This window comes from Cyanothece sp. BG0011 (assembly GCF_003013815.1).
Classification (GTDB): Bacteria; Cyanobacteriota; Cyanobacteriia; order Cyanobacteriales; family Microcystaceae; genus Crocosphaera.
Genome location: NZ_PRLH01000049.1, coordinates 38,967 through 54,038 on the forward strand (window position 1 = coordinate 38,967; position 15,072 = coordinate 54,038).

Sequence of the window (15,072 nt, forward strand, 5' to 3'; positions counted from 1 at the left end):
GATTAGTAAGGAGCTTGTTTATATTCAAATTGATAGTCATTAAAATCATGAAGTAACTTAGGTTCACTTAGTTGATTAAAACTTTCAATTTTTATTTGATAAAGGCAACCTTTTTCTGCATAATAAATGGACTTATCCCACCATTCTGCCCATTCCCAGTCTGGACTAATTAATGATTTCCCTGTTTGATTGTAAACAATATGTTCATCCCAATAACACCCTTTTCCTGGGGGCGAATCGATTTGTGCATGGCATATTTTTTGTAAAATCCATTGTCGAGATAGCGTTTTTTCAAAGATAGTTTCGCTGTCTAAGTATACCTTTTTTGATCTTTCAATTAGTTGCCAACCGTCCCGTTGTAGTCGATTATAATAAACATTGAGACACTCGCCTCCATAATAATTAGGGGGACGATAAGTTAGATTTCTTTTTACTTCTTTACTATCAAAAGATGACTGATGATTATCAATATAACCCCCATTTAACCAATAGGAATCATCCTCTAAAAATAAACCTCCACCAAACCAACAGTCATTTTTAGGAAAGAAAGCGATCGCTTTTAACCAGGGGACTCTGGCAATAGCAGTCCATGATCCTATATTAGAATATCCTTTACCATTCATTGCAAAATATATCCAATATTTCCCAGACGGAGATATATCGCAACGTCTTTCGTAAATACGTCCTTTTAACCATTGAGACAGTTGAAAAACATGACTTTTTCGATCCCAACCAATCACACAAGTTTGTTTTGACGGGCCTCTTCTAATAATGATAGCTTGGTCGCTATTTCTGGCAATGAGAATATGAAGTCTAGCAGGAAATTTTTCTGGTTTCATTATTATAAAATTGGGTAGACGGGGTCTACCCAAGATCATAAATTAAGCGATCGCTAAATAAGACTACTTTCTGTTGAAGTAGCAAGACCAGTCATTTCAGAAGCAATGGCACCAAAATCGGTAATTGTTTCACTGAGACTATCACTTTGGGAGCCATTTCCTCCACCCATACCGCCACCTTCCCGTTCTAAGATACGGATGTCAATATAGGTAAGATTGTTGACAACGTCAAGCACGGCATTACCACCACCATCCGGAGAACTACCACCGTCATCAGATTCTTCTAACGTGGTTAGGGTTTCAGTTTCTTCTTCTAAAGGAAGGGCGATCTGGGTCAAATCATCAAAAAACGTATTCAGTCCGGTTGGCGCCCCCGTAAGTTCATCATCAAAACTAAAAGTTAGACGATAATAACCAGGGCCTTCATTAAGTTCGCGCACATTCCAGGTATAACCATAGATAATCCGACCTTTTACGTTAATTTCAGCCGAATAATAGCCAGGTCCATCCCCACCTTCATAAACAGCACCATTAAAGATGGCGGGGTTAATTAAATCATCTGCCCCTGATTCTATCCATCCCTCTCCAGGAGACCAAACTAAACTTTCTAATAAAGGACTATCACGGTCAACATTGAGTTTTTGGATGGTAAAACGAGCATTATTTGAGTAAACTGTGGCCTGTGTTCCTTCTCCTAAGATAGGATCACCTCTTTGAGAGACACCGAGGCCGTGGACTTCATCGATTCCCCAACCAGAAGTATGACGCATCTCATAGTCTAAAACCGATGTTGTGAGATTCTTGAAAAGAACCACTTCCGTCCTAACTTGCGATCGCGTATACCAATCCACCGATTCTAGGTTATCACCCCAATCAATGGTATCAATGACCACTTCACCCAAGCCAAACTGATCGGGGGTTCCATTGGTTGCTTGCCAGATGTTGTCGGGATCTTTTTGTAAATAGGCTTTGACCCATCCTGCTCCTGGTGCATTATTGCTGTCAAAGGCACCGTCAACCCCATCATCAAAGAAAGCGTTATTATCAGGATCAGGGGGTTTCGATACATATTCTTCGATCTCGGCTGTATGGGGATCATCTCCTTCCCACCAGTACCACCATTCCCCATTTAATACGGGTTTCATACCAGGATCACCCCTTAACACCTAAGTATTGGGGGATTAGCGGATTTAGTGCCAGGGGGTTTAAAATCTATTGGAGAAGGATTATCTTTTGATGGTAAGTCGGTGGCCTTTTGGGGAGACTGGGGAGACGAAACCTTTACTCAAATTGTCACTTGTCCCGAAGAAGGCAATCGAAACCGGATACAATTCTGTTTAGAAGAGTCGGATAACCCGGATAATCCCAATGGTATCGGTAACGGGATGTTTGAGTTTGATGTCTCGGTAAATCAAGGGATTTTTGTCACCGATATTGATACGATGGAAACTCGTTTAATTGCAGAAACAGGGGATGATTTTTCTAGTTTTGTCTTTTGGAATTTTTCAGGCCGGGTTCCGGGTTCAGAAAATGAGGAAGATGGGGAACTGGCCAGATGGCGTTCTTCTGCCTTTTTAGGGGTGAGTGGTTCTCAAGTGGCCTTTAAAGGGACAACCGGACCAGATGTGGACACAGGAGAAGATGGGATCTATATTCAATTAGGACGTAATTTACCTTTAACCACGGTGGTAGAAACGGGGATGGATGGCAGTATATTGGACCCAGATGCAGCCGGTTTACCCATTACGTCTTTAGCTATCGAACGAGAAGGGTTACGGAACGGATGGTTAAGTATTGCTGCCAGTATGGGGAACGAGGAAGAAAGTTGGGCAGGTATTTATGTGACTCGAACGACCCCAGAACCCTCGGTAAAAGTGGCTTTATTAGCTATCAGTTTATGGGGTTTGGGTGCTATCATTTCTCGGCGCAAACATAATTAACTCTCATCTATTTTGAGATAGTTCGGAGCAACAAAATTCACTAACTAAACTTAATGATACTTCTTAAAAGTTGAGGCGATCGCATTTACTCTTTTGTGAATGATGAAGCGATCGCTTTTTGATTTGATCATTAGAATTGAGATAAGATTACAGCAATCCTATTGATAGAATAAAATTAAAAATGGTTAACACACAAAAGTTCACTCAAGTCATGACAATTGACGAAATTCGAGCAACTTATCCTAATCAATGGGTAATTATTGCCGATACAGAATCCGATGAAGATTTTAATGTTATCAAAGGAAAAGTTCTCGCTCATTCTTCCGAACGAGATAAAATTGATCAAGCCTTAATGGACTATGCTCAAATGCCATCCCTAGCTATTGAATATACAGGTTCAATTCCCGAAGATTATGCTGTAATGCTATGACAAAAGAGAAAATTTATCGCTTATCTCCTTATGGTAACTGTTTAGTGGTTAATGGGGTTGTGGGTGGCAATAATAATCAGATTCGGAAAATTAAGTTATTAGTAGATACAGGTTCAAGTTATACAGTTATTCGCTCAAGTCTTATTAACTCTATCGGATATGCTACTCAACAAAGTTTATCTTCTGTGAAAATTGCTACAGCAGGAGGAATTCTTAATGCTCCTATGACTAGGGTATCTTGGTTTAGTTGTTTAGGACAACAAATTAATAATTGTGCTGTTGTAGCTTACAATTTACCTTCTATTACCTATATGGAAGGTTTGTTAGGCATGGATTTTATGAACAATTTCCCGATGATAATTTACCCTCAAAAAGCTGAAATAAGAGTTAAATTATTTAATCAAGAATAGTAAATTTTTATCTTACTTTTAAGTCCATTTAAGGCGATCACATTTACGCTTCTGTAAATAATTAAGCGATCGCTATTTGAGTTTGACTATGAAAAAATTATCAATTCTTTGGTAAAATACCCCTATTCTTGAGCCATAACTGATCATGACTATTCCTTCTCAACCCCAACCCTTAACCATTCCCCCTCGCTTATTAATGGGTCCTGGCCCGTCTAATGCGAACCCCCGTATTTTATCGGCCATGAGTTTACCTGCAATCGGTCATCTTGATCCATTTTATCTAGAAATGATGGATCAGATCCAAGATTTATTACGGTATGTATGGCAAACTGAAAATGAGTTAACCATTTCTATTAGTGGCACAGGAAGCGCAGGAATGGAGGCCAGTTTAGCCAATGTAGTCGAACCTGGGGATGTGGTATTAATAGGGGTTATGGGCTATTTTGGCCACCGTTTAGTGGATATGGCCACCCGTTATGGTGCAGATGTTAAAACAATAAGTAAACCTTGGGGTGAAAATTTTAGTTTAGCAGAATTAAAAGAAGCGATTGAAACCCATAAACCGGCTGTTTTAGGGTTAGTTAATGCGGAAACTTCTACGGGGGTAAGACAACCCTTAGAAGGGGTAGGAGAGTTGTGTCGAGACCATAATTGTTTATTATTAGTAGATGCTGTCACCAGTTTAGGGGGAGTTCCTTTTTATGCTGATCAATGGGGTGTGGATTTAGCCTATAGTTGTAGTCAAAAAGGGTTAGGGTGTCCTCCCGGACTGTCTCCCTTTACAATGAGCGATCGCGCTTTAGAAAAGTTGCAAAAACGCACAACTTCTGTGTCTAATTGGTATTTAGATATGAACCTCTTAAGTCAATATTGGGGAGAACCCAGAAAATATCATCATACTGCCCCTTGTAATATGAATTATGGTTTAAGAGAAGCGTTAGCGTTAATTGTAGAAGAAGGGTTAGAAAATTGTTGGCAACGACATCAACAAAATGCAGAATTATTATGGGAAGGGTTAGAAAAATTAGGGTTAGTTTGTCATGTGGAAAAAGCGTTTCGTTTACCCACTTTAACCACTGTTCGTATTCCTGAAGGGGTTAATGGTAAAGCAGTTTCTAGTTATCTTTTAAAAGAGTATAATATCGAAATTGGTGGCGGTTTAGGTGAATTAGCTGGTAAGGTTTGGCGTATTGGTTTAATGGGTTATAATTCTCGTCCTGAGAATGTTTTATTATTGTTAGAAGCTTTGAGAAAAGTTTTATAAATGTAGTTATAAAATATAAGCATGGTAGGGTGGGTAAATGAAAAACGTATCTTAGCTATTAATAATAGATGCAATGTTGCCCACCCTACAAAAATATCATAGATATGAGTAATTTGATAGAAGTACATTAGAAAAATACATAAAAAATAATGATAAATGATAGAAAATAAATTGACACCGAAAATAACCGATGATGGTTCTTATACCTTCTTTTCTGATGAATTTGAGGAATTATTTCACTCCCATTCAGGAGCAAAACAAGAAGCACAATATAAGTTTATTGAACCCTGTCAAATCAAAGAAAAAATAACCATTAAAAATACGATAAAAATCCTTGATGTTTGTTACGGATTAGGGTATAATACAGCAACTTGCTTAGAAACAATTTGGGCGATTAATCCGAATATAAAAATAGAATTGTTTGCCTTAGAAAATGATATAAATGTCCCATTACAAGCGATAGATGCAAATTTATTAAATAATTTTTCTCCATCTGTTATTGATGTATTAACAAGCTTAGCCAATAATTATAAAATTGAAACTAAAATCTTTAAAGGACAGTTATTACAAGGAGATGCAAGACAAACGATCCAAACAGTCATTAATCAAAACTTTCAAGCAGACGCGATTTTTTTAGATCCCTTTTCTCCTCCAAAATGTCCCCAACTCTGGACAGTAGAATTTATAAAATTAGTGTCTCAATGTTTAGGAAAAGAAGGATATTTAGCCACTTATTCCTGTGCAGCTTCAGTGAGAACTGCCCTACAATTAACAGGGTTAAAAATAGGCGCAACCCGAAGCATTGGCAGGCGATCGCCTGGTACCCTTGCAAACTGGAATAGTAATAATTTATCCCCTTTATCCCAACAAGAAACAGAACATCTACAAACCCGTGCAGCCATTCCCTATCGAGATCCAACCCTAAAAGATACTGCCCAAAGTATTAAAAAAAGAAGACAAAAAGAACAAGATTGTAGTTCCTTAGAACCCAGTAGTCATTGGAAAAAAAGATGGTTTAATTAATTAATAATTATCCCGATTTTAACTACAATGAAAAACGACGATTATTGTGATCGAACAGTTCAAAAACTTGACGGCAAAAACACTTAAATTTTTCAGCGATATCCGTAGCCGGTTGATAGTTACCTTCCAACTGCCAATTTTCCACTGTTGACAACCGCCATGCTTGTCCCTGATGATTAAAAGTAGTAATTTCTAATCCGATCAATTTTTGGGTTTTATCCACAGGATCTTTATGGAACCTAATCTGCACTAATATACTACGACCTTGAAAACGAGGACTCCACCCAGGCAAATGAAAGCCAATATCAATGGAGTTGGGATCAACCCCTTCAAGGGTATCAGGGTCATTATTCCAGGGTCTAAGATCGGCTTTAGCATCAGGAAAATGGGTTTTAAATAAATGAACGATCGATGCAATTTTTGTTGATATCTCCAAACCTTGGGCTTTTTCTGATGCGTTCATGTTGAGTATCCTCCTCGTTATGGGTCAAAACTGCCGAAATTTCGGCATTATGCGTTACGCTATGACAATATTTTAGTCAGTTTTTCGATTACACAAGATAGCAAACTTGACAGTTTCGTGTATTTTTAGTTTAATAAATCCTTTTTTTCTTTTCAGCAAGGCAAGTCAGACTCAGTCCTGTTATGAAGTAGATAGTAAAGAAAAGCAGGGAGTAGGGAGCAGGGAGTAGGGAGAGAAGGATTACTTTACTATCAAAAGTGGATTGGGTATCAATCGTGATTCTGAAATTCGCACTAACATGATGCTAGGTGTACAGAGCTATGATTGTTAGAGTCTTAAAAAATGATGTTGCGTCGTTTCTTGATTGTCCTCATAGGGTTAATTGTCCTTGCATTGGCTTTACCGGCTTTAACCCTTGATAATACTTCATCACAGAAAACCACCTTTGTGGCCTATGGTGATCTGCCTTATCGGGTGACTTTACCTGATGGTAGAACCGATGAAGACGTTCTTAAAGAAGATATTATACCTACTATTCAACAACGAGAAGATGTGGCCTTTGTGATTCATGTCGGGGATCTCAGTCGTCCTGAATATGCGTGTCATGACGAGTTTCTCTACGAAGTTAAGGATCTTTGGGAAAACGAGATTCAAAAACCCGTTTTTTATACCCCAGGGGATAACGACTGGACCGACTGCGATCGCTCATATCTCCCCAACCCTCAAAGCGAGATAGAAAGACTCGCAGCCATTCGTCAGATATTCTTCAGTGAACCGAAATCCTTAGATCCTCAGTGGCAATATGAACAAAACAGCGATCTCCCTGAAGACGAACTTTGGATTTATAACGGCGTTCTCTTTGTCACAGAACACATGGTGAGTACGGATAATGGTCGAGATGAGATTCTCATCGATGATCCTCAAACCGTTTTAGGGTTAGTTGAAAAACGAGATCAAGCCAATAAACAATGGTTAGATCATGGGTTTGAAATAGCGAAAAGTAAGGAGATTAAAGCAGTTGTAATTGCCAGTCAGTTAGATCCTTTTGGTCCCGAAGATGGAGAAAATACTGCGTTTACTCGATGTACTAATAATGCCGCTTATAAAGGATTTTGTGAACAGGTGCAAACCTTTGCTATCAATGTAAAGAAACCCATGTTATTCGTTCATGGAGACACCAACGCCTATTGTTATGATCAACCCTTTGATGTAGAATTAGCCCCTAATATTTGGCGATTAAATGCCCCTGGAGACTTCAAATACATTGATGCTTCTCTTATTACTTATGACCCGGCCAACCCAGAAAAACCGTTTGAGGTGACTGGGTTACTCTCAGGAGAATCTCCCCCAGATGTTTGTGACTATAATTAACCTAAAACAAAGACTTATAAGTTGATCACCCAAAGTCCTCAGATAATACAAACAATTAAATCCATGAATCATATAAAACTTGATCACTTCAGTCAAGAAAATTCTCCTATTCTCACTTGTATTAAAGATATTTATGAACGCTATCAGCCTATCAATGACGGCAATGTAGCAACTTATATCCCAGAATTAGCTAAAGCGAACCCTGATCTTTTTGGCATTTGTATCACCACTCCCGATGGCCAAATTTATCAAGTGGGTGAGTCTCAAGATTGTTTTACCATTCAGTCCATTTCTAAACCCTTTGTCTATGGGTTAGCGTTAGCGGATCATGGAGTGGATAAAATCATGAGTAAAGTAGGGGTTGAACCCACCGGAGAAGCGTTTAACTCCATTGTCTTTGATGAAGAAAATAACCGTCCCTATAATCCGATGGTCAATGCAGGGGCGATCGCAACTACCGCTTTAGTTAAAGGGGACGGGTATGAACATCGATTTAACCGCATTTTAACCATGTTTGAAGGGTTCGCCGGCCGTTCTTTAACCGTCGATGAAGCGGTGTTTCAGTCCGAAAAGTCAACAGGCCACCGTAACCGGGCGATCGCCTATTTAGAGTTAAATGCAGGGATGTTAGAGGGCAACCTAGAGGAACATTTAGACCTCTATTTTCGCCAATGTTCTATCCTAGTAACGGCCCAAGATTTAGGGATTATGGCCGCCACGTTAGCCAATAATGGCATTAACCCTATCACAAAACAACAAGCGGTTAACCCAGAAGAAGTTCGCGCTATTCTCAGCGTCATGGCCAGTTGTGGAATGTATGATTTTTCGGGAGAATGGCTTTATCGCATCGGTTTACCAGCGAAAAGTGGAGTGGGAGGCGGTATTATTGCCGTTTTACCGGGTCAGTTTGGCATTGGAACTTTTTCCCCCCTTTTAGATCCTAGAGGAAATAGTGTGCGCGGGATTAAAGTTTGCGAGGAACTCTCCCAACGCTTCAAGTTTCATTTATTTGATAGTCATCCGGTGTCTCAAACCTGCGTTAGTCGCACCTATACCGGGGCGATGGTATCCTCAAAACGACAAAGACGAGGGTTACAAAGGGATTTTTTAGACCAAGAAGGGGAGAAAATTTTAGTTTATGAACTGAAAGGGGATCTTTATTTTGCCACCCTAGAAAAGCTAACTCGTCAGTTACAAAGTAATCAACAAACGGCTCAATTTATTATTCTAGATGGCCGCCGGGTGGGTAATGTTAATAGTAGCGCCATTACGTTACTATCAGAAATTAAACAATGGGGTTTAAGTCAAGAAATTGCTTTGATGTTAACAGGATTTGAACATAAAACCATAGTACGTCTTCAAGACAATGGTTGGACAGATGAGATGTTTGTAGACAATATTGATACGGCCTTAGAATGGTGTGAAAATTGTTTATTATCAGAACAGTATTACCAAGATATAACAGTTAAAGATAAGCTTTCATTAGAGGAGATGGATATTTTTAAAGCCTTTACTCCAGAAGAAATGACCGTACTTGCCCCTTTATTTTCTGAGGTTTCTTATCAAGCTAATGACTTTATTATTCGGGAAGGGGAAAAAAGCGATCGCCTATTTCTTTTAGCCAAAGGAATGGCAACGGTTTCTTTGCGACTGTCTCAAACCGAACAAAGAAAACGCTTAACCACTTATATTCCTGGGATTGCTTTTGGCGAATTAGCCCTTTTTGATATTAATGTCAGTCAAAGAACGGCTGATATTGTCGCAGATACGGAAGTCATTTGTTATGTTTTAGAATTTGATAAGCTGAAAACTTTATTGAAGACAAAACCTGAAGTTTATATCAAGTTATTACAAACCTTTGGTAAAACCCTGGTTAATACTATTAAACGGGCAACCTTAGAAATTCGTAGTTTATCAGTCTAATAATGATTGATTATAGTTGGTAGGGGCATAATATATTATGCCCCTACACCCTATTATATTAAGTCGAAAAGTTCTGTATAGGTTATAGTAATCCTTAAATCTAAAATAATAAATCAAATTAAAGTAGCGATTATAATCATCATAATTCTTCTAATCAAACCAACAATATTAATCAAACCCTAAGTACCTGGACAAAAATAAACGTGACTGTCAAGTGAGCAGGGGAGCAGGGAGCAAAAGGAGCAGGGAGAGGTGCGACCCAAGGTGAGGTTCCCTCGCCATTGGAAAGCGCACCTTAAGGGGTGACAGCTTGTTTATATTTCTTCTCTACAGTTGATTATATTTATGTCCGACTACTTACCTAAGTTAGAAACAACGTCTCGACTGAATGTGCTACTAAAAAAATAAGCTACTTTCATGATTTATCTGATTTAGAGTTACGTCAACTCATTGAGGTAGGATATTGAATTTTTGTTAAAAAAATTGACTTTTAAAAGAAACCTACTTATCTTATAGGGAGTCATTATAATTGTTAAATATGAAAAAAAAATCAACGTTAACCTCTTCAAAAAAACTTAGTTTACTCCTATCTGTGATAAATTTAGGGGTTTTGTCTCCTTTATTACCGGTTTTATCTTCTCCTTTATTCAATGAGGTTATGATTAGTTTAGAATTTCCTGATACGGGGAATCGAGGCGCGCCGAAAAAAAGTGCAGGGGGAGGAACCCGAAGCGATGATCAAAATTGTTTAACCAATGAAGAAAATGAACCCCCTTTAGTCGCTTTGATGCCTAACCGAGAAAATAAGGCAAAAACAGCCAGCGATACCCCCACTTTTTATGGTTATATCCCCACCACCAACGCCACAGAAGGGGAATTTGTTTTAGTCGATGCTGATGGTAACGAAGTGTATTATACACAGTTTGATTTACCCTCAACCCCAGGCATTATTACATTAGAAATTCCTCAAACAGTGGCTTTAAAACCGGGCAATTACACATGGTCATTGATGGTTATTTGTGATTCTCGTTATCGAAATCGAGATAAATATGTAGAGGGTTCTTTAGAATATGTTGTCCTTACCGAAGACTTAGAAAATCAAATAAAAGATAAACCGTCCCTAGAAAAAGCCCAAGTTTACGCTGAGGAAAGTCTCTGGTTAGAAACCCTCGATACGGTAGCCAAAATCAAACAAGAAAACCCTCAAGAATGGCAGCAACTGTTAACTTCTGTGGGGTTAGAAATGTTAACAGAAATCCCCGTAGTTGAAACAGTTAACCGTGACTGAAAATCGGTAACTATTTTAAAATAAGCTAACAATTATCACATCAGTTTCAATATGTGGGAAGGGTTAAAACATTTTTTCTGGCAAACCCGTGGGGTGTGGGTGACAACGCCAACGGTGGCAGGGTTCGTGATACTATTGCGTTTCGCAGGGGTATTACAAGGATGGGAATGGGACCTATTTGATTTTTACATGAAATCTCGTCCCCCCGAACCGAATGACCCTCGCATCGCCATTGTCGGTATTAATGAAAATGACTTACATCGACGCAATGAGTCCATTATTAGCGATGAAGTGTTAGGGAAATTACTCAATAAATTAAAAACCCAAAACCCTCGTGCCATTGGCTTAGATATCTATCGAGACTTACCCGTACCCCCAGGCCATGAAACGTTAATGCAAGTATTCGAGACAACCCCTAATCTTGTGGGTATCCAAAAAGTAGCCGGGGAAGTGGGATGGGAAACCGTGGCACCGCCTCCTATTTTAAAAGAAAAGGGTCAAGTGGGGGCCAATGACCTAATTTTTGATGGCGATAACCGAGTGAGACGGGGGTTAATTTCCTTAGATACTCAAGAAGGGGAAACCGTCTATAGTTTTAGTCTGCATCTGGCCTTACATTACCTTAATAAAGAAGGGATCGGCCCAGAAATGATAGAAGGAAGTGAGCAATGGAAACTGGGAAAAACCCTTTTTTCTCCCCTCACCCCAACGATGGAGGTTATGTTCGCACGGATGCAGGGGGTTATCAACTGTTGATTAATTATCGGGGAGGGAATGGCACCTTTGAAACTGTTTCAATGACCGATATTCTGGAAAATAAAGTGCCATCGGACTGGGCCAGCGATCGCATTATTATTATTGGTAAAGTGGGCGAAAGTTTTAAAGACCTCTTTTTTACCCCCTATAGTAGCGGTTTAATCGGCCTACCGGAACCCGTGGCCGGGGCCGAAATTCACGCTAATTTAGTCAGTCAAATCATTAGTGGGGCCTTAGAGGGTCGTCCTTTATTTAAAACTTGGCCAGACCCCGTAGAATGGCTGTGGATCGTCTTTTGGGCAGGAACGGGGGCCACCCTAACCTGGAGGTTTCGCTACCAGCAAGGGGCAAAAAACGCCTCCCTGAAGCGATGGGGAATCATTGTCGGGGCCGGCGTTATTTTAATGGGTAGTACCTATCTGGCCTTCCTTGAGGGGTGGTGGCTTCCCGTTGTTCCGCCCTTTTTGGCCTTTTTGGGGTCAACCATGGCCATCACTGCTTATATTGCCCGTACGGCGGCCGATATTCGTAAAACCTTTGGTCGTTATTTAACGGATCAAGTGGTGGCCAATTTATTAGAAAATCCTGCCGGTTTATCATTAGGAGGACAACGAAAAAAGATTACTATTTTGACTTCAGATTTGCGAGGATTTACGGCAACCTCTGAACGATTACCCCCTGAAGAAGTGGTCAAAATTCTTAACTTTTATTTAGGGAAAATGGCTGATGTGATTACAGACTATGAGGGGACAATTGATGAGTTTATGGGGGATGGTATTTTAGTGTTATTTGGGGCGCCCACTTCAAAAAAAAATGATGCAGAGAGAGCGATCGCTTGTGGGGTTGCTATGCAGTTAGCCATGAAATCCGTTAACGAACAGATGAAACAATGGGAATTACCAGTTTTAGAGATGGGAATTGGTATTAATACAGGGGAGGTAGTTGTCGGTAATATTGGCTCGGAAAAACGGACAAAATACGGGGTGGTGGGGTCTCAAGTTAATTTAACCTATCGCGTAGAATCTTATACCCTCGGCGGACAAATTTTAATCTCTGAGGCCACGTTAAAAGAAGCAGAATCAATCATTGTTATTGAATCAGAAAAACAAGTAACACCCAAAGGGGTTAAAGAACCCATTTCTATTTATGAAGTTGGGGGAATTCAGGGAAATTTTAATTTATTTTTAGAGAAAAAAACAGAAATTTTACTTAAAATTCCTCAGCCTTTATTGCTTGAATACAGTATCTTAGACGGAAAAAATATTGCAGACAATAAATATCAAGGCCAGTTGATAGAATTATCAGAAAATGGGGGAATAATTAATTATAATCATAATGATCCTCAAGGGTTTATTTCAGGAATGACTAATATTAAGTGTAATTTATTAAGTACAGAGACCTCCCAATCAGTTAGTGAGGATATTTATGCTAAAGTTTTAGAGCAATCTAATAATAATGGAGGGTTTTATATTCGTTTTACTGCTAAACCCCCTCAAGTGACTAAACAACTAGAAGAACTTTATCAAAGTCTTGTTTAATGATTTAATTATTATTAGACATTTTATGCTTTCAACACCATTTTAACTTAGTTTATATCCAAGGATGGCTCACTTACTTTTTTTAGGTTCAGGTTCAGCATTTACCGTCGGGGGTGATAATTTTCATTCTAATATGTTTCTCATTACTGAAACAGGGAAAAAATTATTAATAGATTGTGGTTCTGATCTTCGTTTTTCTTTGTATAAAGAAGGATTTTCTCATCGAGATATTACCGATATTTATATTAGTCACTTACATTCTGATCATGCTGGAGGGTTAGAATATGTAGGATTAACCACTAAATTTGATCCCCAATGTGATCAACCGAATTTATATTTAAGTTATGAGATTGCCACTGAGATTTGGGAGCATACCCTATCAGGAGGAATGGGATCAGTCGAAGGAGAAATTACCAATTTAGAGAGCTTTTTTAATGTACATTCTATTGATAATAACCGACATTTTGTTTGGGAAACGATTAACTTTGAATTAGTAAAAACTATTCATATTAATAACGGAACCTATGTAATGCCAAGCTATGGATTATTTTTTTCAGTTAATAATCAGAAAATTTTTATCACAAGTGATACTCAATTATGTTACGAAAAATTACAGAAATATTATCAAGAAGCAGATATAATTTTTCATGATTGTGAAATCTCAAAGTATCCTACCCCCGTTCATTCTCATTATCAACAATTAGTGAAGTTACCTGATAATATTAAACAAAAAATATGGTTATATGGTTATCAACCCAGAGAACTTCCTAATGCAAAAGCAGATGGATTTTTAGGTTTTGTTAAAAGAGGTGATCAATTTTTAATTAATTAATAGTATTCTAAATAAAATCTTTTGGCTCTTAAATTATCCTATTATTAGTTTAGGAAAGCAAGGCATTTCTATTAATTTAATCCTGCAAATAATCATTACTTTTATCATTGAAGAATTAGAACAACGTCAAAAGCAACTCAGAGAAATGGGTTTAATTAGTGAAGAAGAAGACGATGTAAATTTAGTTCATTGGATGAAAAAACGATTTTATAAACTGTTTTCTGTTTAACTGTGGGGTGTGGATTGTCGGGTGTCGGGTATGGGGAAAAACCATAAGTTTTTATTCCCAACCTCTAACACCGAACTCATATCTAGTTAGAATTAGGATTACTATCAGAAGGGAATAAAGGGTTAGAATTTTCTTCAGGATTTAATAGAGGATTGGATTCTTCTTGCGCTTCTGGAATAATGAGGGGAGGGAGTTCTTCAGACTCAGGGTTAGTCCCTTCGGGTTGGTTAGGAGGGGGGGCCGTTTGAGCTTGTTGTTTAGCTTGTTTCATTTGTTGGAGAATCTCTTGATACTGCTCATTTTCAGGGTCTAAAGCGGTTAATTTTTCCATTGAGATTAGGGCCTGCTCTAAGTTTCCCTCTTGTGCTTGTGTTACAATAAAGGCCTCTAGAGCTTGCTGTAATCCTTGTTTAGCAGTAGCATTATCCGGTTCTCTTTCTAGAACTGTCTCATAGCCTTCAATCATAGATTTTAGCCTTTCCTCTGGAGAAACGGCTCCCGAATTAGCTTCAGGAGAAGAAGAAGGACTTTGCCGAAAAGAAAAACCCGCAACAGTCATACTGATAAGCAAGGCAAAACCCGATACGATAACGATAATTTTTTGATAGGATTTCTTCATATTACTGGTATCTATAGCATTTATTGTAAGTTCTTTTAGTGTATCGTATTTCCTTGCGAAAACCGAAAACAGCTAACCGAAAGCATTTGATAAATTTGTGTGTCAAGGCTTAATTTTGGGAACAATAAAATATATGCAATTAGAACT

13 protein-coding genes and 1 pseudogene are annotated in these 15,072 nt (G+C 38.6%); 10 read left to right on the forward strand and 4 right to left on the reverse strand.

The annotated features are described in order from the left end of the window. Window positions 1–2 precede the first annotated feature (2 nt). Window positions 3–839 (reverse strand): hypothetical protein, encoded by an 837-nt coding sequence (locus C4E06_RS06925; RefSeq protein WP_107667399.1) that lies wholly within the window; start codon window positions 837–839, stop codon window positions 3–5. A 53-nt stretch (window positions 840–892) separates the two neighbouring features. Next, complete coding sequence (locus C4E06_RS06930; RefSeq protein ID WP_107667400.1) at window positions 893–1,984, reverse strand: hypothetical protein; 1,092 nt, start codon at window positions 1,982–1,984, stop codon at window positions 893–895. 48 nt (window positions 1,985–2,032) lie between these two features. Between C4E06_RS06930 and C4E06_RS06935 the strand changes: the two genes are divergently transcribed. The 5 genes from C4E06_RS06935 to C4E06_RS06955 all read left to right on the forward strand — a co-directional run bounded on the left by C4E06_RS06935 (window position 2,033) and on the right by C4E06_RS06955 (window position 5,906). After that, on the forward strand, window positions 2,033–2,779 hold the full coding sequence (locus tag C4E06_RS06935; protein ID WP_198648382.1) for a hypothetical protein: 747 nt from the start codon (window positions 2,033–2,035) through the stop codon (window positions 2,777–2,779). A 181-nt stretch (window positions 2,780–2,960) separates the two neighbouring features. Continuing rightward, window positions 2,961–3,209, forward strand: a complete 249-nt coding sequence (locus C4E06_RS06940; protein ID WP_107667401.1) for a hypothetical protein — start codon at window positions 2,961–2,963, stop codon at window positions 3,207–3,209. Continuing rightward, window positions 3,206–3,619: a TIGR02281 family clan AA aspartic protease gene (locus C4E06_RS06945; RefSeq protein ID WP_107667402.1), complete on the forward strand. Its 414-nt coding sequence runs from the start codon at window positions 3,206–3,208 to the stop codon at window positions 3,617–3,619. Before C4E06_RS06940 ends, C4E06_RS06945 begins: the two co-directional genes overlap by 4 nt. A gap of 145 nt (window positions 3,620–3,764) precedes the next feature. After that, window positions 3,765–4,883, forward strand: coding sequence for an alanine--glyoxylate aminotransferase family protein (locus C4E06_RS06950; RefSeq protein WP_107667403.1), 1,119 nt, complete (start codon window positions 3,765–3,767; stop codon window positions 4,881–4,883). Window positions 4,884–5,039: 156 nt separating this feature from the next. Beyond that, window positions 5,040–5,906 (forward strand): tRNA (5-methylaminomethyl-2-thiouridine)(34)-methyltransferase MnmD, encoded by an 867-nt coding sequence (locus C4E06_RS06955; protein ID WP_107667404.1) that lies wholly within the window; start codon window positions 5,040–5,042, stop codon window positions 5,904–5,906. A gap of 22 nt (window positions 5,907–5,928) precedes the next feature. Here C4E06_RS06955 and C4E06_RS06960 read toward each other — a convergent pair whose 3' ends face one another. Further along, on the reverse strand, window positions 5,929–6,369 hold the full coding sequence (locus C4E06_RS06960) for a hypothetical protein (RefSeq protein ID WP_107667405.1): 441 nt from the start codon (window positions 6,367–6,369) through the stop codon (window positions 5,929–5,931). 342 nt (window positions 6,370–6,711) lie between these two features. Between C4E06_RS06960 and C4E06_RS06965 the strand changes: the two genes are divergently transcribed. The 5 genes and pseudogenes from C4E06_RS06965 (at window position 6,712) to C4E06_RS06985 (ending at window position 14,077) form a co-directional block, all read left to right on the forward strand. After that, window positions 6,712–7,740, forward strand: a complete 1,029-nt coding sequence (locus C4E06_RS06965) for a hypothetical protein (RefSeq protein ID WP_198648383.1) — start codon at window positions 6,712–6,714, stop codon at window positions 7,738–7,740. Window positions 7,741–7,803: 63 nt separating this feature from the next. Next, a complete protein-coding gene (gene glsA, locus C4E06_RS06970) occupies window positions 7,804–9,663 on the forward strand; it encodes a glutaminase A (protein WP_107667406.1) in 1,860 nt (619 codons plus the stop codon). A 538-nt stretch (window positions 9,664–10,201) separates the two neighbouring features. Next, window positions 10,202–10,951 carry a DUF928 domain-containing protein gene (locus C4E06_RS06975; protein WP_107667407.1) on the forward strand — a complete coding sequence of 250 codons (750 nt, stop codon included), beginning with the start codon at window positions 10,202–10,204 and terminating at the stop codon, window positions 10,949–10,951. Window positions 10,952–11,002: 51 nt separating this feature from the next. Next, window positions 11,003–13,245 (forward strand): annotated as a pseudogene (locus C4E06_RS06980) (CHASE2 domain-containing protein). 64 nt (window positions 13,246–13,309) lie between these two features. After that, window positions 13,310–14,077 carry an MBL fold metallo-hydrolase gene (locus C4E06_RS06985; RefSeq protein ID WP_107667408.1) on the forward strand — a complete coding sequence of 256 codons (768 nt, stop codon included), beginning with the start codon at window positions 13,310–13,312 and terminating at the stop codon, window positions 14,075–14,077. A 311-nt stretch (window positions 14,078–14,388) separates the two neighbouring features. Here C4E06_RS06985 and C4E06_RS06990 read toward each other — a convergent pair whose 3' ends face one another. Next, window positions 14,389–14,925, reverse strand: coding sequence for a tetratricopeptide repeat protein (locus tag C4E06_RS06990; RefSeq protein ID WP_107667409.1), 537 nt, complete (start codon window positions 14,923–14,925; stop codon window positions 14,389–14,391). Window positions 14,926–15,072: the final 147 nt, after the last annotated feature.

Coding starts and splice junctions, on each gene's coding strand:
- C4E06_RS06925 (WP_107667399.1), bottom strand. CDS start 839: ATGAAACCAGAAAAATTTCCTGCTAGACTTCATATTCTCATTGCCAGA.
- C4E06_RS06930 (WP_107667400.1), bottom strand. CDS start 1,984: ATGAAACCCGTATTAAATGGGGAATGGTGGTACTGGTGGGAAGGAGAT.
- C4E06_RS06940 (WP_107667401.1), top strand. CDS start 2,961: ATGGTTAACACACAAAAGTTCACTCAAGTCATGACAATTGACGAAATT.
- C4E06_RS06945 (WP_107667402.1), top strand. CDS start 3,206: ATGACAAAAGAGAAAATTTATCGCTTATCTCCTTATGGTAACTGTTTA.
- C4E06_RS06950 (WP_107667403.1), top strand. CDS start 3,765: ATGACTATTCCTTCTCAACCCCAACCCTTAACCATTCCCCCTCGCTTA.
- C4E06_RS06955 (WP_107667404.1), top strand. CDS start 5,040: ATGATAGAAAATAAATTGACACCGAAAATAACCGATGATGGTTCTTAT.
- C4E06_RS06960 (WP_107667405.1), bottom strand. CDS start 6,369: ATGAACGCATCAGAAAAAGCCCAAGGTTTGGAGATATCAACAAAAATT.
- C4E06_RS06965 (WP_198648383.1), top strand. CDS start 6,712: ATGATGTTGCGTCGTTTCTTGATTGTCCTCATAGGGTTAATTGTCCTT.
- glsA (WP_107667406.1), top strand. CDS start 7,804: ATGAATCATATAAAACTTGATCACTTCAGTCAAGAAAATTCTCCTATT.
- C4E06_RS06975 (WP_107667407.1), top strand. CDS start 10,202: ATGAAAAAAAAATCAACGTTAACCTCTTCAAAAAAACTTAGTTTACTC.
- C4E06_RS06985 (WP_107667408.1), top strand. CDS start 13,310: ATGGCTCACTTACTTTTTTTAGGTTCAGGTTCAGCATTTACCGTCGGG.
- C4E06_RS06990 (WP_107667409.1), bottom strand. CDS start 14,925: ATGAAGAAATCCTATCAAAAAATTATCGTTATCGTATCGGGTTTTGCC.